The sequence below is a fragment of the Gabonibacter massiliensis genome (assembly GCA_001487125.1).
Classification (GTDB): domain Bacteria; phylum Bacteroidota; class Bacteroidia; order Bacteroidales; family Marinifilaceae; genus Gabonibacter; species Gabonibacter massiliensis.
The window spans coordinates 38728-61828 of record LN913012.1; the positions used below are offsets into that span (position 1 = coordinate 38728).

Below are 23101 nucleotides of genomic sequence, written 5' to 3' on the forward strand. Positions count from 1 at the left end.
TCTGATTTTATCGGATAAGGTTAAGGGTTCGCTTCCAAGAGATTTGTCGGGTTTCCGGATCTTTAGAATAAAGAACGAGTACGGCTTTTCCGATGAGGAAGTCCTCCGGTATCAATCCGATATAACGGGAATCCCGAGAGTTAAAGATTTTGTCCCCTGCCATGAAATACCAGTTCTTTTGAAAAGTGTAGCGGGTAATGATGGAATCTTTCAGGTAAACTTTCCCGTGGCGGGTATGGAGGGAGGTATGGGTTTCATAATAGATGAGTCTGCGAAAAAGAGAGAGATTGACGGTATCTAAAAGAATGGTTTGCCCTGTAGCCGGAATAAACAGGGGACCAAAACAGCGCATGGTCCACGCGTAGGTCGTATCGAAGGGGAATGTATGGTATGTTCCAGGAAGGTACTCTCCCTGGTAATGGGAGAGAAGATACTGTTCTCGCAAGTTTCCGTATCCGGTTTGTCCGTTTACCGTGTATATCCCGTTGGATATGGAAAGTGTATCGCCGGGTAAGCCGATACAACGTTTCACATAAAAATGGGATAGGTCCATTTCCATTTGATCCGAAAAAAGGGGAGTGGGAAGATTAAAAACAACAATATCGTTCCGGCGAATGGATGAATATCCCGGAATACGAAAGGTTTCCGGAGTCTTTCCCGATTCGAATTTCAATTGTTTATAAAATCGAGCTCCTTTATAAAGTTTATTTACCATAATATAATCTCCCGGTTCGATAGCGGGAGTCATGGAATCGGTCGGGATCATGTAAAAATCCACGACAAAAAGGCGAAGTAAAAGCGTAATGAAAAAGGCAATAACGATCGCTTTCAAGTAGGGGGTAAAATGTTTTCTTCGTCTCATGTTTATGGATAAATAGAAATTTCAAATTTATAATAAATTTTGAATGGAATGAAAAAGGTGAGTTTTATTGTACTGAAAAGATAGTTATTTATGACTCTTTTCAAGAAAATAGACCTATTTTACATGTATGAGATGTGTAGCAAATTTGTAGTGAATATGTAGGATTTTTCGGTTCTTCAGTGGGTCATAAGACAGGGGAATGGTGAATCGTTGTCTGATATAAGAATTTGTCGGGTAAGGTTTTAAGGAAAGGGATTAGTTGGGGGAGGCTTGGAATGCCTGTTGGAGGAGGATGAAAAAAGTCTTTTAAAGGATGTATCTTTAAGCCGTTAAAGTGCTGAGTATGTACACGAACTAAGTAAATAATGGAAAGGGAAAGGATTAGTGTTTTATATGCCGAAGATGATGTTTTGTCGGCGATGTTGTGTAAAGATTTTTTAGAATTTCAGGGTTACAGGGTATTCTATGTCAGGGATGGTGAAATGGCCTGGCGACTTTACCGTAAAATCAATCCGGATGTGGTGCTTTTGGATATTATGATGCCTAAAAAGAACGGTTACGAGGTGGCCCGTTTGATTCGGGCCGAAAATCAGAATGTTCCGATATTGTTTATTAGTGCATTGGCAAGCTCTGTCGATGTGGTAACCGGATTGGATATTGGTGCCGACGATTATATTCGAAAAGAATTTTTGTTGGAAGAGGTAGATGCACGCATTCGTGCGGCATTGAGGCGTCAACAACGCTGGACAAAGAGCAGCCAAGTGTTTCGGATAGGAGAATATTGCTTGTTCAGTTACGTGGAGCAACATCTTGTCATTGCGAATGAAAAGATTCATTTAACGCCTATGGAAGCTAAAATCCTATATCTCTTGTGTGAACATATGAATGAAGTCGTATTGAAAGAAGACATGATCAAAGAGTTGTGGAAAAACGATTTTTCCGGGAATACTCGTTATTTGGATAAGTACATGATGAGTATCCGAAAGATTTTGGAAAAAGATCCCTCTGTTCGTATTACTACTATTCCCCGAAAAGGATATTGTTTGGTTTGGTAAATTTTTCGTGACTGTTTTTATTGACTTGTGTTTCCGGAACTTATTGCTTAGTTTGTCGTATTAATTGTCGAATGCGATTATAAAATAGGTATATTTGTCTACTTGTTTCGGGATTATAAATCATGAACGATGGAATTAATTTATATCGGACATAGCGGTTTTGCTGTTTTAGGGGAAGGATTTACGATTGTTATTGATTATTATCGGGATCCGGCAGATGTTCATTCATTTTTATTAACTCGTCCGGGGGCGTTTTATGTGCTCAGTTCTCATGTGCATGCGGATCATTTTAACCCGGAAGTGTTGAGTTGGAAAACGATACGTCCTGATATTCTTTACCTGTTTTCAAAAGATATTTTAGAAGCAAGAAGGGCCGCAGAACGAGAAGCTGTATTTTTGGAGAAGGGGGACGTGTATCAAGATGATTTGATACGGGTAAAGGCATTTGGTTCGACAGATGCCGGTATCTCTTTTTTGATAAACATGGCAGAGAAGCGTATTTTTCATGCGGGAGATTTGAATAATTGGCATTGGAAAGAGGAGTCTACGTTGGCGGAATCCAGGCAGGCGGAGGCTGATTTTAAAGCGGAATTGGAGGAGGTGGTGCTGGAAGCTTCTTCGGTCGATTTAGCGATGTTTCCGGTGGATCCGCGTTTAGGCAAGGAGTATATGTTGGGAGCGGAACAATTTGTAGACCGGATAAAAACGGATGTGTTTGTACCTATGCATTTTGATCAGGCTTATGGTCGTGCCGCTGCTTTCGGGACTTACGCGAAAGTACGGGGCATACGTTTTGTCGCCTGGACTAAAGAGGGTGAACGTATAGATTTTTAATATAAGGAATTATGGAAATAAAAGGTAGATTTGATCATTTTAATATAAACGTGTCGGATCTGGAACGGAGCATTCGTTTCTATGAACAGGCTCTTGGCTTGAAAGAAGCTCGTAGAAAAACGGCTAAGGATAATTCTTTTATTCTGGTTTATCTCACAGATGATAAAACCCGTTTTTTGTTGGAATTGACCTGGTTGAGAGACCGAAAAGAACCTTACGATCTGGGAGAAGGGGAGTTTCACCTTTGTTTGCGGGTGGAGGGAGACTATGAAGAGGTAAGGGCTTTTCATAAAAAATTAGGTTGTGTTTGTTATGAAAACACGGAAATGGGACTCTATTTTATCAGTGATCCGGACGGGTATTGGATCGAGATATTACCGATTTCATGATTCTGTGATTTAGTGATTCCGTGATTTAGTGATTAGGAGATTGGAGGATTCGTTGCGGATTACAGGGGTAATTGGGCTTGTAGATTGTGGACTATAAATTCACAATCCAGTAGTCTCTTAATCTACAATCCTCAATCTACAATTATTTCAGGCTATCGTGATGTTTTTGTTTAAATAGACGTCTTGAATCGCGTGTAATAATTTGACACCTTCACTCATGGGTTTCTGGAATGCTTTCCGGCCGCTGATGAGTCCCATTCCTCCTGCTCGTTTATTTACGACGGCCGTGATTACGGCCTCCTTTAAGTCGGATTCTCCTTTGGACTCCCCTCCGGAATTGATCAGACCGATACGACCCATATAACAATTGGCGACCTGGTAACGACAAAGATCAATCGGGTGCTTTGTCGTGAGTTGGGAATAGACTCTGGCATCGGTTTTACCGAAATTGAGAGCTGTGAATCCTCCGTTGTTGGCAGGAAGTTTTTGTTTGATGATGTCGGCTTCGATGGTCACGCCCAGGTGGTTCGCTTGTCCGGTCAAATCGGCTGAAAGATGGTAGTCCGTTCCTTCCTTTTTGAAATTGCTGTTTCGTAGATAGCACCACAGTACGGTTGCCATTCCCAGCTCATGCGCGTAAGCGAAGGCTTCGGCTATTTCGATCAATTGGCGATGGCTTTCGGGCGATCCGAAATAGATCGTGGCCCCTATGGCCGTGGCTCCCATGTTCCAGGCCTCTTTGACAGTTCCGAACAAAATTTGATCGTACGTGTTGGGATAGTTTAAAAATTCGTTGTGATTTATTTTTACGATAAAAGGAATTTTATGGGCGTATTTTCGAGCTACGCTTCCCAGGACTCCGAAAGTCGAGGCTACGGCATTGCAATGGCCTTCTATGGCTAATTTTATAATGTTTTCCGGATCGAAATAGAGCGGGTTGGGAGCAAAAGAGGCTCCCGCGGAGTGTTCTATTCCCTGGTCGACAGGAAGGATGGAAACATACCCCGTGTTTGCCAGACGTCCGTGTGAGAATATCGATTGCAGGCTATTTAATGTCTTTGGATTTCGGTCGGATGTTACCCATAAATCTTCAATTACGGAAGGTGAGGGTACGTGTATTAATGATTTTTCGATGGTCTTGCAAGTATGTTCTAAATAATACTCGCTCTGATCACCTAACAGATTACTTATTTCATTCGTGTTCATGGTGTTTATATTTTTTGATTTGTTTTTGTTGTTTAAACGTTGTTTTCCATTGAAAGGTTTTCTTGAAATATGTGAACATTCTTGGTGAAGAATACGTTTTATCGGGAAGAAAAATATGAATTTAAATTACAGAAGTATGTCAAAAAAAATCGCTGAACAATTAGTAGAAACGTTGGTTGAGGCGGGAGTACAAAGGATATATGCCGTTACGGGGGATAGTTTGAACGAGATCAATGATGCTGTCAGACGTAACGGAAAGATACAATGGATACAGGTAAGACATGAAGAAACAGGAGCCTATGCCGCGGGAGCGGAAGCTCAATTGAACGGGCAATTGGCTTGTTGTGCCGGAAGTAGCGGTCCCGGACACGTACATTTAATCAACGGGCTGTACGATGCCCATCGATCGGGAACTCCCGTGTTGGCTATTGCTTCGACTATGGCAACCTCGGAATTTGGGATGAAATATTTTCAGGAAACGGATACCATGAAATTATTTGAGGATTGCAGTTATTATAATCAGATTGCCGTGACAGCCGGACAATTTCCCAGAATGTTGCAATCTGCTATACAGACTGCAATATCCCGTAAAGGAGTGGCCGTTTTAGGGCTTCCCGGCGATCTTTCGGCCGCAGGGTCGGAAGTGGTGCTCTCTTCCGTTCGTTCTTTTCCCACTTTTTCGAAAGTTTTTCCCTCGGATAGTGAATTGGAACCTTTGGTGGCTTTGTTGAATACCTCTTCAAAAGTGACCATCTTTTGTGGTATGGGAGCAAAGGAGGCCCATGACGAAGTGGTTCGATTATCGAAATTGCTGCATGCTCCTGTTGCCTATACGTTTAAAAGCAAGATGGAAATACAATACGATAATCCCAATGAAGTCGGTATGACCGGGTTATTAGGTATGCCTTCCGGATACCATAGTATGCATGAAGCTGAAGTCTTGTTGTTGTTGGGAACTGATTTCCCGTATGCCGCTTTTATGCCTAAAAAAAATAAGATTGTACAAGTCGACATAGATCCTGTTCGTTTGGGACGTCGTGCCCAATTGACCATGGGATTTTGTGGGGATGTAAAGGATACGTTACAAGCTATATTACCTTTTATAACTCAAAAAGAGGATGATTCGTTTTTGAAAAAACAATTGGATAGGTATTCCGAAGTTAAGGAGGATTTGGCTGCTTATGTCAAAAATAAAGGAAATTTGAATGAAATTCATCCCGAATACGTGATGTCGGTGATCAATGAATTAGCCACCGAAAATGCCATATTTACAGTCGATACGGGAATGACTTGTGTTTGGGGGGCACGTTATTTGCAGGCAACAGGAGGGAGGAAGATGTTAGGTTCTTTTAATCACGGTTCGATGGCTAACGCTATGCCACAGGCTATCGGGGCTGCATTGGCTTATCCGGGGCGTCAGGTGTTGGCTTTGTGTGGGGATGGAGGACTTTCCATGTTATTGGGTGATTTGGCAACGATCGTCCAATATAAGTTACCCGTAAAAGTGGTCGTTTTTAATAACAGAGCACTGGGAATGGTGAAGTTAGAGATGGAAGTCGCGGGGTTACCGGATTGGCAGACGGATTTGTTGAATCCTGATTTTGCGACGGTGGCGAAGGCAATGGGGATGGCTGCGTATACCGTAGGAAATCCAGAAGAGGTTAAAGAGACATTCGAGCAGGCATTTCGGTTTGACGGACCGGCTTTGATTAACGTAATGACCGACCCTAATGCTTTGGCTATGCCGCCTAAAATAGAGATTGGACAGATGATAGGGTTTGCTCAATCCATGTACAAGTTGATGATAAACGGCAGGACAGAGGAAGTTTTTGATACGATTCAGTCCAATATTCATCACGTGAAGGGATTGTTGTGATAGAAAGTATGATATTTGGAATAAAAAGAAAATTGTATCGAAAAGCATATTATATTCGTGTTTGGAAATAGAATAGTAAATAGATTTATGATACAATTTAAGCCGATAAAAATAGAAGACAAAGAGGTAATTACCTCCTATTTATTACCTGATAACAACAGAGATTGTAATTTGTCGTTTGTAAATTTGTGCAGTTGGCAATTTTTGACCGACAGCTGTTTTGCTATCGTGGACGATTGTTTGGTGATACGCTTTACTCTCGACGAAGAGCGGGTTGTCTATCTGATGCCGGTAGGCAGAGGGGATATTAAAGCTGTAATAGGGCTATTGAAGGAACAGGCGAAGGTGGAAGGACATCCCTTACGAATACATGGTGTATTTCCTCGCATGGAGGAGTGGTTGAACAGGGAATTTCCGGGGCGCTTCGAGTATATATTGGACAGGGATTATTTTGATTATATCTATTGGAGAAAAGATTTGGCCGAGTTAAGAGGAAAAAATTTCCAGGCCAAACGAAATCATGTCAATAAATTCAAGCGGATGTATTCATACGAATATACTCCGTTAACTCCGGATTTAGTGCCGCATTGCTTGGAGTTGGAGGAAAAATGGTGCGAGGAGCATGATTGTGATGAATCCGAGAGCTTGGAAAATGAAAGGAAAGCCCTGAATTTTGCTTTACGTCATTTTGAAGAACTGGAACTCACGGGAGGAGCTCTTTGGGTGGATGGAGAGATTGTTGCTTTCACTTATGGCGTTCCGGTCACCCATGATACTTTTGCTGTTCACATAGAAAAAGCGGATACGCGGATTGAAGGTGCTTATAATATGATTAACCAGGAATTTGCATCCCATTTGCCGGAACAGTATATCTATTTGAACCGGGAAGAGGATTTGGGAATACCCGGGTTGCGGAAGGCAAAACTCTCTTACCGTCCGGTGATGTTGCTTGAAAAGGGGTTTGCCGAGTTAGTTAAATAGAAAGTAAAAACAAGGAGGAAGATATGCAGCAGGATTCGGAAAATATCGTCAATCGGAAATACCGGGAGGGGATGATCTCTTTGGCAAAAGATAAATTATCGAGGTTGGAGGTCATCCGCTTGTGGAAGGATTGTTTCGAGGATACGGAAGAATTTATTCAATTGTATTTTGAGAGGAAGTACAAGGGGGAAAATACGCTGCTGTATCGTATTGTGGAAGGTGAAGCTTTGGGCGCTTTGCAGATGTTGCCTTACCCTATGACTTACGCCGGTAGCTGTATAGATATTTCTTATATCTCGGGTGCATGTACGATAGCGAAAGCTCGGAACGAAGGAATTATGAAACGGCTTCTTTTGAGGGCTTTCGAGGAGATGGGAAAGCGAAATGTCGTGATGAGTACCTTAATTCCTCAAGAGGCATGGCTGTTTGATTATTATCGTCGTTTGGGATATGCTCCTGTTTTTGATTATACTTGGGGTATTTACGGGGAAGAGGCGGGAGTGTTGCCGGACAATATTGATTTTGAGTTCCCGGAAAAATTACTTGAAGGAGACACGGATCTGTACGATTATTTTGCTTCTCGCATGAGGGCTCGGGCTTGTTGCGTGCAACATACCAGGGAGGATTTTGAGTGTATACTCGAGGACCTCTGCCTGAGTGGAGGTGAATTGTTGGTTGCCCGGGATGCGATTCGTCGGATTGTGGGGATGGCTTTTGTTTTACAGGAGAAAGAACAGATCCGGGTGAATGATTGGTTTTACGACTCGGAGATAATAAAAAATGGTTTATTGGCAAAAATACGACAAATTTGGGGAGTGAAACGTATCGAATGTAAAGAGTTGCCTCATGGAAAACAGCAGGTACATTATGGGATGGCTCGGATTATAGATGTTCCTCAAATGCTTGAATTGTATGCTGTTTGTTATCCGGAGAAATCTTTCGTGGTAGAGGTGGCCGATGAACAGATTGCCCAGAACACAGGAATATATACCGTGAGAAAGGGAAGCTGCGAAGAAGGTTACGGGCTTCAGAATTTTGTTCCTATAAAAGTAGATGTGGCCGAATTGACCTCTCTTTTATTGGGATATCATCCGGACCGCATTGCTGGAGAAACTTCTGTTTTTGAACATCGTCGTCCTTATATGAGTTTAATGCTCGATTAGAGCGGTTGTGCCGGATTTTGTTTCTGTGCTTGCGTATCGAGAAAGTGATCAATCTCTTGGGGAGTTAATTTCTTCACGTTTGTGATGATTATATTCTCTTTTAGAAAATGCCCGTAAGTATTGCATTCATCAATGATGGATTCGAATATCTCTTTTAATTCGGCTTCTATCGGTAATAATAGAGTGAAGGTAATGTATTTGTCGAAAAATGCATATTCTTCTATTTTTCCTTGTGCTTTCGTAATGACCAATTCCGTCTCTTTTCTGGCAATGTCGTACTGGAATGATTTTAATAAAGTATTGTCATTGGCTAAATAGACGCAGAAATAGCGCAGGAGGGAACCTTGGCCTCCTAAGCCGGTGGACACGTATACGGTCGATTCATCCATTAATGTCGATTGAATTAACATCCGGGATTGTTGGAGAGCCACGGTGGCCCATTTTTTAAGCTTGGAATCCTGTTTCTGAAAAGTTTCAATAGTTCGATAAATGGCAATGTCGTCTATTGTGGCCAAAGCAATCAACATCTGTTGTTTTTCTTTTTCATCTACCGTTTCGTCAAATAGACGATCCGTTTTTTCTTGTGCCCGCTTGCATAAGCTTTTAAAACTCTTTTCGTTTTTAAGCAATTTTTCCAGCATTCCCATATAAGTATGTTGTATATCCACATCGATTTCCTCTTCTAAGATGTTTAGCTGGGAGCCTATTTTAGAAAGTAGGTCATTCATGCTGTTCCACTGTTTTTCCTCTTGATTCTCCATTACAACAATTGCTATTCTTTCGCAAAAGTAACGTATTTATATGAATAGTGAACGGCTTCTTGTCGATTTTATTTGTTTCCTTTCTATGATTTCTGGTTTAGGATGAGTTTTTTACCTGGAAAGAGATAACGAAAAAATATTATTCCGTTTCGATTATTGATAATCAGATTGTAAATTGTCAATATTACGGGGAGCCTGTAATTTTTATATTTATTTAGAAAGAATAAAAATAAAATAATTATCTTTGCCCGATTGGAAAGATGAGAGTTGGGGAGTGCGTACTATTTTTATATGTGACTATGTTGTTATCGGAATTAAAAACAGGAGAAAGTGCAGTTATTGTAAAAGTGAAAGGATATGGTGCTTTCCGGAAACGTTTAAACGAGATGGGGTTTATTCGGGGCAAAGTGGTTAAAGCGATAAAGAATGCTCCGCTGAATGACCCGATCGAATATTCTATTATGGGGTACAAAGTCTCTCTACGTAGGAAAGAGGCAGCCTTTATTGAGATCGTATCCATTGATGAAGCTGTAGATATCGTCGGCATATCCGGAGAGATAACGGAGGTCGAGGATGCGTTGGCAAAACATTGGACGGGTAGGGATAAAAATATTAATGTGGCTTTTGTCGGAAATCCCAACGCGGGAAAAACAACTTTGTACAACTATATCAGCGGTTCTTCCGAACATGTGGGAAATTATAGTGGGGTTACGGTAGAGGCTAAAGAGGCCAGCTTACGTTTTGAAGGATATCATTTTAATGTAGTTGATCTTCCCGGTACTTATTCTCTTTCTGCTTATTCCAACGAGGAGAAGTTTGTTCGTGAATACATTATGGATAAGGCTCCGGATGTAGTTATTAACGTGGTAGACGCTTCTAATCTGGAACGTAATCTTTATTTGTCGACTCAATTGATCGATATGGATGTAAAAAGCGTAATTGCTTTAAATATGTATGATGAATTGGAGCGTTCCGGGGCAATCTTTAATTACCGGGAGTTGGGAGAAATGATAGGAATGCCTATCGTTCCGACGGTGGGGGCGAAAGGACGGGGGATTAAGGAGTTGTTACGGGAAGTGATTGAGGTATACGAAGGGAGAAGTAAAACGGTACGTCATATTCATATCAATTACGGGGAAGAGATAGAGAAGGGAATTGTGGCTATTCGAACGGAGTTGGAACAGGAAAAGGATCTGATTTATAAAGCCTCTCCCCGTTTTATGGCGTTGATGCTGTTGGAAAGGGACGAGGAAGCTCTACAATTTGTGACCCGGGATGGGCCCAGGGAGTCTTTGCTGGGGATTATCCGGGAACAATCCGCTCGTATCGAGGCCGTGTACGGGGAAAATGTGGAGGCGGTCGTGACGGATGCCAAGTACGGTTTTATTTCCGGGGCTTTGAAAGAAACTTATAAGGAGAGCCCTGTCAATCGTCGGCGGAAGACCGAGTATATTGATGCGATTGTGACACATAAGCTGTTTGGTTTCCCGATTTTTCTATTATTTCTTTTTCTGACTTTCTTTGCCACGTTTAGTCTCGGGGAATACCCGATGTCGTGGATCGAGTCCGGAGTGGGGGCTTTAGGGGATTTTGTCGGAGACACGATGTCGCACGGTCCTTTGAAGGATTTGCTGATAGACGGAATTATCGGAGGTGTCGGAGGTGTAATTGTTTTTTTGCCGAATATATTGATTCTTTTCCTTTTCATTTCTTTTATGGAAGATACGGGATATATGGCCCGGGCGGCTTTTATCATGGATAAGCTCATGCACAAGATCGGATTGCATGGAAAAAGTTTTATCCCTTTGATTATGGGTTTCGGATGTAATGTACCGGCAATAATGGCTACGCGTACCTTGGAAAATAGAAATGACCGGATATTAACCATATTGATAAATCCGCTTATGTCTTGTAGCGCAAGATTACCGGTTTATATTCTGTTGGTCGGAGCATTTTTTGAGGAATATGCCGCTATTGTACTTTTCGGTATTTATCTTTTCGGCATAGTGATGGCGGTATTGATGGCCAAATTGTTTAAACGGTTGTTTTTTTATAAGGAAGAAGCTCCTTTTGTCATGGAGTTACCGCCTTACCGGATGCCGACCTTACGGACCACCTTGATTCACATGTGGAATAAAGGAGAGCAATATTTAAAAAAGATGGGGGGAATTATCATGTTCGCCTCTATTTTGATTTGGGCGTTGGGCTATTTTCCTATCGATAAAAAAATTCAGCAGGAATATGAAATCCAGAAGGCCGAAGTCGAGGCCGCGTATGATAGAAACGTGTTGGTAGAGGTAGGAGATGCGGAACGGTTGGAAAAAGAGAAGACAGCTAAACTGGAGAGTTTGCATCGTCAGGAGATTCGTGAGCGTCAGGAAAATTCGTATATCAGTCGGATGGGACGTGCCATGGAACCGATATGGTCTCCGTTAGGATTTGATTGGAAGGCCGGAGTAAGTTTGCTTACCGGTGTAGCGGCGAAAGAGGTTGTCGTGAGCACGATGGCTGTTCTATACCAAAGCGATGATAATACCTCGGCTTCCTCTTTAGAAGTAAAATTGAAGGAAGAGGGATTTACCACAATGGAAGCTATTATATTTATGGTTTTCGTTTTACTGTATTTGCCTTGTTTTGCCTCCTTGATAGCAATTGATAAGGAAATCGGTTATAAATGGGCTATTTTTGTGATGGGTTACACGATTGTGTTGGCTTGGGTGGTTTGTTTCGTGTTGAAACAGATGCTGGATCTATTTATGTAATGATGTAATTTTTTTACGTATAAAGAGATAAAATGAAATAAGGTATGCAACTGATATTTACGTATATTATTATTGCCGTGGCAATCTTTGCGTTGGGAAGAGGTATATATCGTTTGATAAAGAAAAGCAGAAAAGGCGAAGGGGGCTGTTGCGGATGTAGTAAACATAAAAAAAGCTGCTTGTAAAAGCAGCTTTTATATTAAGCTTTGTGTCTGTGTTCGTCAGATACAGTAAGTTTTTTTCTTCCTTTAGCTCTTCTTCGGGCTAATACAGCTCTACCGTTAGCGGTAGACATTCTTTCTCTGAAACCGTGTTTGTTTCTTCTTTTTCTGTTGGATGGTTGAAATGTCCGTTTCATTGCGAATTATCTTATGTTATTATTTTCTCACTTCGGACTGCAAAAGTAGCGAATTTTTTGATAGCTCCAAAGATTTCCAGTAAAATTTGAAATGTGCAAATGTAATAATTCAGCCCCATTTTAAGATATGAAGAAAAATGTATGTTCATCAATGGGAAGAATTAATGGAATCAGAAAATAGCATCCGTAGACCTGATAAAGATTTCCGATTGTTATAACAAAGTTGCCATTCCGCCGTATACCGTATAGATGGAGAAAAAAATAGACATATATTTTTTTATTAAAATTAGATTGTTAACTTTAAAGCAATAATCGATTGTGCTATGAGACAGTTAAAGATTAGTAAGCAGATTACGGGCCGAGAATCTTTTTCGATTGAGAAGTATTTGCAAGAGATCGGAAAGATAGAAATGCTTGCACCCGATGAAGAGGCTATGTTAGCCAAGAAAATTCGTTCAGGTGATAAAGAAGCTCGTGAAATTCTGGTGATGAGTAATTTGCGTTTCGTTGTCTCTGTGGCGAAGCAATACCAAAATCATGGATTGGCATTGGATGATTTGATAAATGAAGGAAACCTGGGCTTGATCAAAGCGGCAGAGTGTTTTGATGAGACTAAAGGTTTTAAATTTATCTCTTACGCTGTATGGTGGATCCGTCAATCTATATTGCAGGCTATCGCTGAAAATGCCAGATTAGTACGTTTGCCTCTTAATAAAATCAGTAGCATCAACAAGGTCAATCGCTATTTCTTTCGTTTGGAACAGGAGTATCAACGTGAACCGACGGTAGAAGAGATTGCTGCCCAGATGGATGTAGCCCCGGAAGAGGTGAGGGAAAGTTTCAAAATATCCGGCAAACCTATTTCCATGGATGCACCCCTCTCTTCGGAAAGTGATGCCGTGACCATGTATGATGTATTTGTTCCTGGTGATAATGTAATTCCGGAAGCCGAGCAGAAACTGAATGCCGATTCTTTAAAAACGGAGATAGACAGGTCTCTTGCCATTCTTCAAGATCGGGATGCCTTGATTATTCGGATGTATTATGGATTGGGAGGATTTCAATCCATGTCTTTAGAGGAGATCGGAAACCATCTCGGGCTTACGAGTGAGAGAGTACGGCAGATTAAATCAAAGGCCATCAAACGACTAAAAACGACCTGTAGGAACAAACGATTGAAAACCTTCCTGTAATGCATACGAGTATCTGAATTACAAGTGAATACTTTCTTATTTCATGCTGTTTTCTTATCTATTTGATAGTTACGGACCTTTTGTAGTTTGAGATTGATAATAAAATAAAGAGAAATTACTTTATTATAAACTAAAGTCCGTATATTTGCTCGCCATTATGAATCCTTTTTAAAGAAATATTGAAAGGGAAAACAAAGGCGATATGTAATTTTTTAGTAATTTATAAAACGCGTACCTTATGGGAAAGTATGAACTAAACAAGAACCTTGCACAGATGTTAAAAGGTGGGGTAATCATGGATGTTACCAATGTAGAACAGGCAAAGATTGCTGAAGCTGCCGGTGCATGTGCCGTGATGGCATTGGAAAGAGTGCCTTCGGATATTCGTAGAGATGGTGGTGTTGCCAGAATGTCGGATCCGCATATGATAAAAGCAATAAAGCAAGCCGTATCTATTCCTGTAATGGCAAAAGTAAGAATCGGACATTTCGTGGAAGCTCAAATATTAGAAGCTATCGGTATTGATTTCATTGACGAGAGTGAAGTGTTGACTCCTGCTGATGACTTATACCATGTGGATAAAACTGCTTTTAAAGTTCCGTTTGTATGCGGATGTCGTAATTTGGGAGAGGCTTTGAGACGTATAGGTGAGGGAGCGGCTATGATGCGTACCAAAGGAGAGGCTGGTACGGGTAATGTAGTGGAGGCTGTGAAACATATGCGTCAGTTGAACAATGATATAAAGATGGTACAAGGTGCGCCGGTAGAGGCTTTGATGTCTATCGCTAAAGAGTTGGGAGCACCGTACGATCTTGTGAAATATGTACATGAAAACGGGAAATTGCCTGTAGTAAATTTTGCAGCCGGTGGTATCGCTACTCCTGCTGATGCCGCTTTGATGATGCAATTGGGATGTGAAGGGGTATTTGTAGGTTCCGGTATTTTTAAATCGGGAGATCCTGCTAAACGGGCAAAGGCAATCGTGTTGGCTACTACGTATTATAACGATCCGGTTAAATTGGCCGAACTATCGGAGAATTTGGGTGAACCTATGTCTGGCTTGGAGATTAATACGTTGGAAAATAAATATGCCGATCGCGGCTGGTAAGTTGCAAGAATGGAAATGGAAAAGGATTTCGGGGAAACGAGTTTTCAGATCCCTGAAATTCTTCTTTGTTTCTGGCTGAATAGACACAATAGGGGAGGCTAAAAGTTAGGGAAGATGAAAAAAATTGGAATATTAGGGTTTCAGGGGGCTATCATAGAACATGAACAGCATATCCGAAAAATCGGACAAGAACCTGTAATTATAAAATACCCCGAACAATTGAATGAAATCGATGCCATTATATTACCGGGCGGGGAGAGTACGACAATGGGGAAAATATTGAATCGGACTGGTTTAATGGAGCCTTTACGGGAAAAAATAAAAGAGGGCTTGCCCACGTGGGGAACTTGTGCGGGAATGATATTGTTGGCTAAGGAGTTGGTTAACGATTCGGTTACTCATTTAGCTACTATGGATATCAGTGTACGACGTAATGCTTATGGTAGTCAAATCGATAGTTTTTCTACTAACACGATAATTCCTAAAGTCGGAAAGGAGGAGATCCCCTTGGTATTTATTCGGGCTCCTTATATTACGAAGGTCGGAAAAGGGGTTGAGATCCTTTGTGAAATAGACGGGCATATGGTGGCAGCTCAGGAAAAGAATATGTTGGTGACCTCTTTTCATCCGGAACTGACCGATCATTCGGAATTTCATAAGTATTTAGTATCTATGATTCAAGCGTAATAAAAAAGAGGTTATTCTTTATCGGATAACCTCTTTTTATTTATATTTAATTGTCGTTCAGCAACTTTTTCCAAGATGTTTGTTTAACTCTTCTTGTGTCACGGTTGCCGTACCCAATTTGGTAACTACGATCCCTGCGGCCACATTGGCAATATACATGGCTTCTTTTATATCTTTTCCTGCAGAGAGGGCTAAGGCAAGAGTGGCAACAACCGTGTCGCCCGCTCCACTGACATCGAAAACTTCCTGTGAATAAGTCGGGATATGAATGGTCTCTTGCCTGCTGATTAGACTCATGCCCTTTTCACTTCTTGTCACGAGTAGCGCGGAAAGGCCATAACGGGCAAGAATCGTTTTTCCGGCGATTTCGATCTCTCTGTCGTCGTTATTTATCGTTTTGCCTGTGATGTCACCCAATTCCTTTACATTGGGAGTTATCAAATCGGCCCCGGCGTATTTTTCCCACTCTTGTCCTTTGGGGTCTACGATCACATGAATGTGGTGTTCTTGTGCCGTTTGAATAAGAAAAGAACAGATCTCTTGAGAAATAAATCCTTTCCCGTAATCGGAGATAACCAGCAAGTGGACTTCTTTTATTAATTTTGAAATTAGTTCCTTTAGCTGATGGTATCCTCTTTCATTCAGTCGTAATTTTTGTTCGTAATCAATGCGGACAATTTGTTGGAGTCCTCCGATTACCCGGGCCTTGGCGATCGTGGGTTGTTCGGTTTTGATAAATGAAGTCCGGATATTTTTTTGTCTACCCATCCGTTCAATTTCTTTTCCGAAGAGATCATGTCCGATAGCACCGCAAAGAAAAGCATTTCCTCCCAAACTACTGATGTTGTTCGCCACATTGGAAGCTCCTCCTAAACGGGATTCTTCTGAGACAATGTTTACGATGGGAACCGGGGCTTCGGGGGAGATCCTCTCGACCTTCCCGAAATAGTATTTATCAAGCATAATATCCCCGACGATCAGTATGTTACATTTTGAAAAATCCACGATAATTCGATTTACGGTTATGGTTAAAATGGATGTTGTTTCAATTCTTCTATTTTTCAATTCTCCCCTCCAAACATCATCAGATAGGCTTTGATAAACTCACTGATATCTCCGTCCATGACTGCTTGTACGTTTGAAGTTTGATAATTGGTACGATGATCCTTGACCCGACGGTCGTCGAACACGTAACTTCGGATTTGAGATCCCCATTCTATTTTCTTTTTACTACTCTCTATTTTTTCTTGTGCGGCCATTCGTTTTTTCAATTCCATATCATACAACATGGAACGTAACAAACGCATCGCATTTTCTCTGTTGTCCAATTGAGAGCGAGTTTCCGTGTTCTCGATCAGGATCTCCTGGGTTTCTCCGGTATCCGGGTCTTTGTAGTTGTAACGCAATCGAACGCCCGTCTCCACTTTGTTGACATTCTGCCCACCGGCACCTCCCGAACGGAAGGTATCCCACGTGATGTCCGCCGGATTAATTGCGATTTCTATCGTGTTATCTACTAAAGGCGTGACAAAGACAGAGGCGAACGATGTCATTCGTTTACCCTGGGCATTGTAAGGTGAAACTCTAACTAAACGATGTACGCCATTCTCACTTTTTAGATAACCGTAGGCAAAGTCTCCCTCTACTTGCATGGTTACGGTTTTAATGCCGGCTTCATCGCCATCCTGCAAATTACTAATCGTAACTTTGTATTTGTTGTCTTCTGCCCAACGAATGTACATACGCATTAACATGGAAGCCCAATCCTGACTCTCCGTACCTCCGGCTCCGGAATTTATTTTCAAAACGGCTCCGAAATGGTCTTCCTCTTTTCTTAGCATATTGCGGAGTTCGATATCTTCGATGATCTTAACCGTCTCTTCGTATTGTTTATCTACCTCCTCTTCAGTCGCTTCCCCTTCCTTCGCAAAATCGTAAAGAACCGTCAAATCTTCTATGGAAGCTTTTGTTTTTTCATAACCCTCGATCCAAGATTTTAATTCCCGGACCCGCTTCATTAACGCTTCGGCTTCTTTCGGTTTTCCCCATAAGGCGGGGTCTTGTGTTCTTAATTCTTCTTCTGAGAGTTGTACCCTTTTCTGATCGATGTCAAAGATACCTCCTCAATGCTTCACCTCTTTCGGCCAGTGCTTTGATATGGTCAATCGTGATCATTGTTTATCGTTTATAGTTGATACAAAAATACTGCCCGAAAAGACGGCATCGATTGCCTTGTCTTTCCGGACAATATATATTTTTATTTAGTTATTTTCATTTACGGAATCCAAAGAAGGTTTTGGCCGTCGTTGAGGAACGGCGGGAGCAAACATATCTTCCGCTAAACGTTGGATTTCTTCCACGTACTCTCTTTGTCCCGCCCTCGTTGCCATATCCAGCAATACCTGAACGACCTGAATACTTCTTCTCTCGTCGTCTTGAACGGCGGCTCTTCGGGCTGGAGAAAGAGAAGAGATGTACCTAAGGTTTTGAATGTTATCTAACACTAAAGCCTTGGATAATTCGTTTCCTTTCTCTTCTTCTCCTGCCATATAATAAACAGAGATATAATTGATTAGGAAATTGTCGGCGGGGACCTGGTACAATGGAATCTCCTCCAAGGATTTATCCAATACTCTCACGGCTGCATTTACTTTTGCCGTATCCAGTACAATTTGGTTCGAATCACTCGATATTTGTGCTTCTTCCATCAGTTTGTCAGCCAGTCTTAAAAATGTATTTCGATACTTCATCACGGCAATCGTGTTGTCGTGGAAGTGGTCGATGTTCACTTTCGGATCTTTGATGTTTCCCCATACGAATTTATTCATTAAGTTGTCGTACAGAACCGTACTGTTCACTCGTCCGAAGTCATAAGAATAATCGTTTGTCTGGGTTTTGATGGGCACTACCCGGTAAGCTGCACCTTCCAGCTGGAAGTAGTCTTCAAATCCCAGATAGCTGTCTTTACCCATTCCTACTCCGAAATAGACCGGACGTTCCCAATTATTCGTGGCTAATATATCCAGTACCATTAATTGGGATTTATTCAACGAACTGGTGTTCGGGAGTTGAATTTCAACCCTGTCGACAATCTTGTCGGCATCTTCCGGACGAACGGTACCGTTGGCTAAAACTTTCTCTTTGTCCACCGGGATATAAACGTTCCGTGTAGGAATATAGTTTACGGCTTCTCCCGTGTATACGTTTATTTTAGCTTCCGGTTTGTCTATGCCTACAAAGGCCATGACATCCCTTAGGTCGAAGGGTTTTTGTATTTTGTCCATGAGAAGGACGAAATCCCTTACTCCGGCATGATATTGATCTTTCGTGAAAGAGATCGGAACTCCGGGAGTTTCGTAAGTTTTCCGCTTGATTTGGTCGATATACCAATCTCCGGCTAACAGACTCAGGTTAACAATACGCACGTCCCTCCGGAATCCTTCCACTTCCTGAGCATACCATAGCGGGAACGTATCGTTATCGCCGAAGGTAAACAAAATGGCATTAGGAGCGCATGTACTCAGGTAATTTTTAGCGTGAGCGATGGTAGCGTAACGTCCGCTTCGGTCGTGATCGTCCCAGTTCTCTGCCGCCATGTTTACCGGAACGGCAAAAAAGCAAACGAGTGTGGCCGCAATGGCTGCATTGCGGGAGTTCATCTTTCGTTGAAGCAAGTCCCATAGATAGAGTACTCCGAAACCGATCCAAATAGCAAAAGCATAGAACGATCCGGCGTAAGCATAGTCCCGTTCCCGCGGTTGTCCGGGGTATTGATTCAAGTAGAGAACGATGGCTATACCCGTGAAAAAGAAAAGCAACATGACCACCCAGAAATCTTTTTTTCCTTGTTTATTCTTTTGGTATTGGTAAAACATACCCAAAAGACCGAGAATAAAGGGCAAAAGATAATAGGTATTACGCGCTTTGTCGTTTTTCAACGAATCCGGCATCAGGCTTTGGTCTCCGACCAAAATATTGTCTATGAACGGAATACCGGTAATCCAGTTTCCGTAACGGAAATCCCCGTGCCCCTGGATGTCATTCTGGCGTCCGGAAAAATTCCACATGAAATAACGAAGGTACATATGTCCTAACTGATAACGGAACATGAATTTCAAATTGTTCCAGAAACTCGGTATTCGGACGGCTTTGTTGTCGACCATATAGGTAGGACCGGCTAATGGTCCGGACCACTGGGTATAGGCTCCTTCCGGTCGTGAAGCACTCCACATGCGCGGTAAAATGGTACAGAAGCGTTCATCGTATACCATTTCGGAGGAGTGGCCCACCACATCGTATTTTCCCGTGTGCTTATTCTGGTAATAAACGGCACTACCTTCTTTCATCTCTTTGGGCACGGCATTGAAATAAGGACCGTACAGTAGCGGTTCGTGTCCGTATTGATCACGGTTCAGATAAGATTGCAAGGCAAATACATTGTCCGGGCTGTTTTCATCGATAGGAGGATCGCTTACGGAACGGATAACAACCATCGCATAAGACGAATATCCGATCAACATGACGATCACACAAGTTAATGCCGTGTTGAATACGGTATGATTGTGTTTTAATGTATAATAGGTCCCGTAAGTCAATCCGGCAACCAATAATAGGGCATAAACGGCCACACCCGTGTTAAACGGTAATCCCATTCCGTTGACAAACAGGAGCTCGAACCATCCGGCTACGACGATAACTCCCGGGATAATTCCCCACATGATTACTCCTAATAATAGGATGGAAATCGCTGCCGATTTGATGATTCCGGCTCTTGTCGGTTCGTATTTTTTAAAATAGTAGATAAACACAATGGCCGGAATAACCAGTAAGTTTAACAAGTGCACGCCGATGGATAGTCCGATCATGTATGCTATGAAGACCAGCCAACGATTGGCATAGGGCTGAAACGCCACATTCTCCCATTTTAAAATTGCCCAGAACACAACGGCCGTAAATAAAGAGGAAAGAGCGTATACTTCTCCCTCGACGGCAGAGAACCAGAATGTATCCGTATAAGTGTAAGTCAAAGCTCCCACGAATGCTGCCCCCATAATACCAAGCATTTGTCCTAAAGTACACTCTTCCGACTTCCCGACAATCAACTTTTTGGCTAAATGTGAAATGGTCCAGAACAAAAATAGTATTGTAAATCCGGATGCCAGGGCCGACATGCTATTGATCATAATCGCCTGTGTTTCCGGACTCGGAGCAAAAATGGCAAATAACCTCGATATAATCATGAATAAAGGCGCTCCGGGAGGGTGACCTACCTGTAAACCGACAGAGGTCGTGATGAACTCCCCGCAGTCCCAAAGGCTGGCTGTCGGCTCTATCGTAAGCAAGTAAGTTATGCTGGCAATTAAGAACGCTACCCAACCGGTCACATTATTAATTACCTTATAACTCAATGTAGGGTGATTTTTAATTTTGCACATGCTTTTTTCGTGTTATGAATTTATTATTACGCGTTAATATTCAATCAGGTGACCAAAAATGTATCCATTTGGCAGCACGAAAATAACTATTTTGTTTGAATTTTTCCGCATTTTCTTTGTGGGAAATAGAAAAATGTTCTACATTTGCAGCGTCAAAAACGGAAAATAACGTTGCGATAAGAAAAAGATTGTCCAATTGTGTAACGGTAGCACAGCAGATTTTGGTTCTGTCAGTCCAGGTTCGAATCCTGGTTGGACAACATGAACGGAAGGCCTTGCAGCAGGTGAGTTGCAAGGTTTTTTTTCCTAAACGAGTTCTTCGTTTTATGCCCAGATGGTGGAATTGGTAGACACGCTAGTTTCAGGGACTAGTGGCCGTACGGCTGTGCAGGTTCGAGTCCTGTTCTGGGTACTAAATAGCCTGATAGACCATATGCTATCAGGCTATTTTTTTTTGATTTATCTATCCGGATTCCTCTTTTGTTTTATGTATTAAGCCAATAACGATCCCGTTCGACTGTAGGCAGAGGATACTCAAAACTTAATTTTCGGGGGAGTTTTTGTTCGTCTCAGAAGAAATTATACATTTGCTTAGTCTTGTGTTATGGATGGTGATAACTGAAAATAAAAGGGCGTTTAATTTAATTCAGAAGGTGAAAACTATTTTTTTAATTTAGATGTGAAGAATATCCTTGTGAGTGAGTTAATAGTTCCACGTCCGTGTATAAATTGAATTTTGATCAGGAACGATCAAAGAGAGAGTAATACCCAAACCGGTGGAAAAGGATCAAATATTAGTATTGGAAGAGCTGTTTAAACGTTATTTTAGTCACTTGGTGCTCTATTCCAGAAACTTGATAAAAAATTCCGAGTCTGCAGAGGATATCGTTCAGGATGTGTTTTTGCGTTTGTTTGAATCCGGACGTTTAGAACAGGCTTCTCCTTCTTTTTTATTTACATGTGTGAAAAATGCCTCCTTAAATTACCTTCACTCTTCTTTAAATAAACATATCCCGATATCTTTCGAGCAAAATCAAATATCCGATAAAGAAATTCAGGAAGAGATCAGTCACATGGAGCAATTGGAAGAGCTTGATAAGGCCATAGAGGCTTTACCGGACAAATGTAAGGATATATTTATCCGCGTTTATTTACAACAACAACGTTATGAGGATGTTGCCGTGCAATTAAATATATCTTATCATACGGTTAAAGCTCATATGTCTTCCGCTTTTAAGCATTTGCGCAAGCGATTGTTACTCCTATTTATTTTATTTCGAAATGTTAAATTTTAACGTGCTGCAAAAAAAGTTGAAAATAGACTAGGTAGATTTTAAACCTTACTTGTTCTTATTATAGAAAACCGGATCGAATTATGATGAATGAACAGAAAAATATAAACGAACAGCTTCTTCGAGATTGGGCCGAGATGAAAAAATTGCAAAGACCGGAATACTGGGCGAAAATGAATCGAAAAGTTCAGGAGGTTGTCCGACGAAGACGACGGATTCGTTTTATAACCTATGCAGCCCTATTTATACTGCCTGTATTGGGATGTTGCCTCTATTTTCTACACGTAGATTCGAATCGTGTTTCTAAAAATTCAATTCCGGCTTTAACGTCAATCTCTCCCGGAGAGAAAAAAGCGATCCTTTACACGTCTGACGGAACACCTGTCGTTCTCACTCAAGATACGCTTGATATAACGGAAAGTAACGGAACTCGCATTTTTACCCAAAATAACAATGGAATTGCTTATGTTTCCCAAGTGGGGGATAGTGTGGAGAAAATCTATAATACATTGGTGGTTCCCGTCCGGGGAGAATACGATGTTACGCTTTCTGACGGGACCCGGGTTTGGTTAAACTCTTCTTCTTCTTTAAAATATCCTGTATTTTTTTCCGATTCGATCCGGGAAGTATACTTAGATGGAGAGGCTTTTTTCGATGTTGCTGAAAATAAAGAAAAGCCTTTTATCGTAAAAACAAAAGATTATATGATCCGGGTATTGGGAACGGCTTTTAATATAATGGATTATAGCGAAGACAATTATTCCCATACCACGTTGGTTAGGGGGAAGATCGAAATGCGACATGAGGAGGTGCGGCGCATACTGATTCCCGGGGAGCAGGCTCTCGTGAAGGAGGGAAAGGTCTCGGTCAGAAAGGTCGATGTGAATTATTACGCGACATGGATGAAGGACCGTTTTTATTTTGACGGGGAGAGTTTGGAAAATATCATGAAGAAGTTATCCAGGTGGTATGGCGTAGGAGCGAAATTCCGAGATGAGAAAGCAAAGAGCTATCATTTTGTCGGAAGTGTGCCTAAGTATGGGAATATTAAAGACGTATGTAACGTGATAGAGCTAACGACTCATGTAAGATTTGAACTTGAAAATGATGAAATAATTGTGATAGCAAAAGAATGATAC

Annotated in this window: 20 protein-coding genes and 2 tRNA genes; 15 read left to right on the plus strand and 7 right to left on the minus strand. The window is 41.6% G+C overall.

Annotated elements, in window-relative coordinates:
• Positions 1-7: 7 nt before the first annotated feature.
• Positions 8-862, minus strand: a complete 855-nt coding sequence (gene lepB / locus BN3283_RS02535) for a signal peptidase I (RefSeq protein WP_041502553.1) — start codon at positions 860-862, stop codon at positions 8-10.
• 365 nt (positions 863-1227) lie between these two features.
• Here lepB and BN3283_RS02540 point away from each other — a divergent pair, with 365 nt between their 5' ends.
• The 3 genes from BN3283_RS02540 to BN3283_RS02550 all read left to right on the plus strand — a co-directional run bounded on the left by BN3283_RS02540 (position 1228) and on the right by BN3283_RS02550 (position 3140).
• Positions 1228-1917, plus strand: coding sequence for a response regulator transcription factor (locus tag BN3283_RS02540; RefSeq protein WP_041505577.1), 690 nt, complete (start codon positions 1228-1230; stop codon positions 1915-1917).
• A gap of 129 nt (positions 1918-2046) precedes the next feature.
• Positions 2047-2751, plus strand: coding sequence for an MBL fold metallo-hydrolase (locus tag BN3283_RS02545; protein ID WP_059025543.1), 705 nt, complete (start codon positions 2047-2049; stop codon positions 2749-2751).
• A gap of 11 nt (positions 2752-2762) precedes the next feature.
• Positions 2763-3140, plus strand: a complete 378-nt coding sequence (locus BN3283_RS02550; protein WP_041502556.1) for a VOC family protein — start codon at positions 2763-2765, stop codon at positions 3138-3140.
• A 147-nt stretch (positions 3141-3287) separates the two neighbouring features.
• Here BN3283_RS02550 and BN3283_RS02555 read toward each other — a convergent pair whose 3' ends face one another.
• Positions 3288-4346: a class I fructose-bisphosphate aldolase gene (locus BN3283_RS02555; RefSeq protein ID WP_041502557.1), complete on the minus strand. Its 1059-nt coding sequence runs from the start codon at positions 4344-4346 to the stop codon at positions 3288-3290.
• Between the two features lie 136 nt (positions 4347-4482).
• Here BN3283_RS02555 and BN3283_RS02560 point away from each other — a divergent pair, with 136 nt between their 5' ends.
• From BN3283_RS02560 to BN3283_RS02570, 3 genes are all read left to right on the plus strand, one after another.
• Entirely contained in the window at positions 4483-6222 is a 1740-nt protein-coding gene (locus tag BN3283_RS02560) for a thiamine pyrophosphate-dependent enzyme (protein WP_041505575.1), read from the plus strand.
• Between the two features lie 87 nt (positions 6223-6309).
• Positions 6310-7203, plus strand: coding sequence for a DUF2156 domain-containing protein (locus BN3283_RS02565; RefSeq protein WP_041502558.1), 894 nt, complete (start codon positions 6310-6312; stop codon positions 7201-7203).
• 23 nt (positions 7204-7226) lie between these two features.
• Entirely contained in the window at positions 7227-8366 is a 1140-nt protein-coding gene (locus tag BN3283_RS02570) for a GNAT family N-acetyltransferase (protein ID WP_059025544.1), read from the plus strand.
• On the opposite strand, the gene BN3283_RS02575 is transcribed toward BN3283_RS02570, so the two are convergent.
• Positions 8363-9094 (minus strand): hypothetical protein, encoded by a 732-nt coding sequence (locus BN3283_RS02575; RefSeq protein WP_286137470.1) that lies wholly within the window; start codon positions 9092-9094, stop codon positions 8363-8365. The two genes, BN3283_RS02570 and BN3283_RS02575, sit on opposite strands and share 4 nt — an antisense overlap.
• A 332-nt stretch (positions 9095-9426) precedes the next feature.
• Here BN3283_RS02575 and feoB point away from each other — a divergent pair, with 332 nt between their 5' ends.
• Positions 9427-11889 carry a ferrous iron transport protein B gene (feoB, locus tag BN3283_RS02580; RefSeq protein WP_059025760.1) on the plus strand — a complete coding sequence of 821 codons (2463 nt, stop codon included), beginning with the start codon at positions 9427-9429 and terminating at the stop codon, positions 11887-11889.
• A gap of 44 nt (positions 11890-11933) precedes the next feature.
• Complete coding sequence (locus tag BN3283_RS14240; RefSeq protein ID WP_082032877.1) at positions 11934-12074, plus strand: FeoB-associated Cys-rich membrane protein; 141 nt, start codon at positions 11934-11936, stop codon at positions 12072-12074.
• A gap of 14 nt (positions 12075-12088) precedes the next feature.
• Here BN3283_RS14240 and rpmH read toward each other — a convergent pair whose 3' ends face one another.
• The gene (gene rpmH, locus BN3283_RS14245; protein WP_082027580.1) at positions 12089-12247 is read right to left on the minus strand and encodes a 50S ribosomal protein L34; all 159 of its coding nucleotides are present in this window, start codon (positions 12245-12247) and stop codon (positions 12089-12091) included.
• Positions 12248-12570: 323 nt separating this feature from the next.
• Between rpmH and BN3283_RS02585 the strand changes: the two genes are divergently transcribed.
• From BN3283_RS02585 to pdxT, 3 genes are all read left to right on the plus strand, one after another.
• Entirely contained in the window at positions 12571-13440 is an 870-nt protein-coding gene (locus BN3283_RS02585; RefSeq protein WP_041502561.1) for a sigma-70 family RNA polymerase sigma factor, read from the plus strand.
• Positions 13441-13678: 238 nt separating this feature from the next.
• The gene (gene pdxS / locus BN3283_RS02590; protein WP_041502562.1) at positions 13679-14548 is read left to right on the plus strand and encodes a pyridoxal 5'-phosphate synthase lyase subunit PdxS; all 870 of its coding nucleotides are present in this window, start codon (positions 13679-13681) and stop codon (positions 14546-14548) included.
• A 114-nt stretch (positions 14549-14662) separates the two neighbouring features.
• Positions 14663-15235 (plus strand): pyridoxal 5'-phosphate synthase glutaminase subunit PdxT, encoded by a 573-nt coding sequence (gene pdxT, locus BN3283_RS02595; RefSeq protein WP_059025545.1) that lies wholly within the window; start codon positions 14663-14665, stop codon positions 15233-15235.
• A 57-nt stretch (positions 15236-15292) separates the two neighbouring features.
• Here pdxT and rfaE1 read toward each other — a convergent pair whose 3' ends face one another.
• The 3 genes from rfaE1 to BN3283_RS02610 form a co-directional block, all read right to left on the minus strand.
• Positions 15293-16240, minus strand: a complete 948-nt coding sequence (gene rfaE1 / locus BN3283_RS02600) for a D-glycero-beta-D-manno-heptose-7-phosphate kinase (RefSeq protein WP_059025546.1) — start codon at positions 16238-16240, stop codon at positions 15293-15295.
• Positions 16241-16296: 56 nt separating this feature from the next.
• Positions 16297-17410, minus strand: a protein-coding gene (gene prfB, locus BN3283_RS02605; protein WP_110688856.1) for a peptide chain release factor 2 whose coding sequence is annotated in 2 segments (ribosomal slippage) — positions 16297-17346 and positions 17348-17410 — 1113 coding nt in all. Because the reading frame shifts where the segments join, the coding sequence is not laid out codon by codon here.
• Positions 17411-17496: 86 nt separating this feature from the next.
• Positions 17497-20643: a glycosyltransferase family 117 protein gene (locus BN3283_RS02610; protein WP_286137475.1), complete on the minus strand. Its 3147-nt coding sequence runs from the start codon at positions 20641-20643 to the stop codon at positions 17497-17499.
• 216 nt (positions 20644-20859) lie between these two features.
• Here BN3283_RS02610 and BN3283_RS02615 point away from each other — a divergent pair.
• From BN3283_RS02615 to BN3283_RS02630, 4 genes are all read left to right on the plus strand, one after another.
• Positions 20860-20930: transfer RNA gene (locus BN3283_RS02615), tRNA-Gln, on the plus strand.
• A gap of 68 nt (positions 20931-20998) precedes the next feature.
• A tRNA-Leu gene (locus BN3283_RS02620) sits at positions 20999-21082 on the plus strand.
• Positions 21083-21446: 364 nt separating this feature from the next.
• A complete protein-coding gene (locus BN3283_RS02625) occupies positions 21447-21965 on the plus strand; it encodes an RNA polymerase sigma factor (protein ID WP_059025548.1) in 519 nt (172 codons plus the stop codon).
• Between the two features lie 80 nt (positions 21966-22045).
• Positions 22046-23098: a FecR family protein gene (locus tag BN3283_RS02630; RefSeq protein WP_059025549.1), complete on the plus strand. Its 1053-nt coding sequence runs from the start codon at positions 22046-22048 to the stop codon at positions 23096-23098.
• Positions 23099-23101: the final 3 nt, after the last annotated feature.

Bases quoted from the DNA above. Each gene is read 5' to 3' on its own strand.
- lepB (WP_041502553.1), bottom strand. From the start codon at position 862: ATGAGACGAAGAAAACATTTTACCCCCTACTTGAAAGCGATCGTTATT.
- BN3283_RS02540 (WP_041505577.1), top strand. From the start codon at position 1,228: ATGGAAAGGGAAAGGATTAGTGTTTTATATGCCGAAGATGATGTTTTG.
- BN3283_RS02545 (WP_059025543.1), top strand. From the start codon at position 2,047: ATGGAATTAATTTATATCGGACATAGCGGTTTTGCTGTTTTAGGGGAA.
- BN3283_RS02550 (WP_041502556.1), top strand. From the start codon at position 2,763: ATGGAAATAAAAGGTAGATTTGATCATTTTAATATAAACGTGTCGGAT.
- BN3283_RS02555 (WP_041502557.1), bottom strand. From the start codon at position 4,346: ATGAACACGAATGAAATAAGTAATCTGTTAGGTGATCAGAGCGAGTAT.
- BN3283_RS02560 (WP_041505575.1), top strand. From the start codon at position 4,483: ATGTCAAAAAAAATCGCTGAACAATTAGTAGAAACGTTGGTTGAGGCG.
- BN3283_RS02565 (WP_041502558.1), top strand. From the start codon at position 6,310: ATGATACAATTTAAGCCGATAAAAATAGAAGACAAAGAGGTAATTACC.
- BN3283_RS02570 (WP_059025544.1), top strand. From the start codon at position 7,227: ATGCAGCAGGATTCGGAAAATATCGTCAATCGGAAATACCGGGAGGGG.
- BN3283_RS02575 (WP_286137470.1), bottom strand. From the start codon at position 9,094: ATGAATGACCTACTTTCTAAAATAGGCTCCCAGCTAAACATCTTAGAA.
- feoB (WP_059025760.1), top strand. From the start codon at position 9,427: ATGTTGTTATCGGAATTAAAAACAGGAGAAAGTGCAGTTATTGTAAAA.
- BN3283_RS14240 (WP_082032877.1), top strand. From the start codon at position 11,934: ATGCAACTGATATTTACGTATATTATTATTGCCGTGGCAATCTTTGCG.
- rpmH (WP_082027580.1), bottom strand. From the start codon at position 12,247: ATGAAACGGACATTTCAACCATCCAACAGAAAAAGAAGAAACAAACAC.
- BN3283_RS02585 (WP_041502561.1), top strand. From the start codon at position 12,571: ATGAGACAGTTAAAGATTAGTAAGCAGATTACGGGCCGAGAATCTTTT.
- pdxS (WP_041502562.1), top strand. From the start codon at position 13,679: ATGGGAAAGTATGAACTAAACAAGAACCTTGCACAGATGTTAAAAGGT.
- pdxT (WP_059025545.1), top strand. From the start codon at position 14,663: ATGAAAAAAATTGGAATATTAGGGTTTCAGGGGGCTATCATAGAACAT.
- BN3283_RS02630 (WP_059025549.1), top strand. From the start codon at position 22,046: ATGATGAATGAACAGAAAAATATAAACGAACAGCTTCTTCGAGATTGG.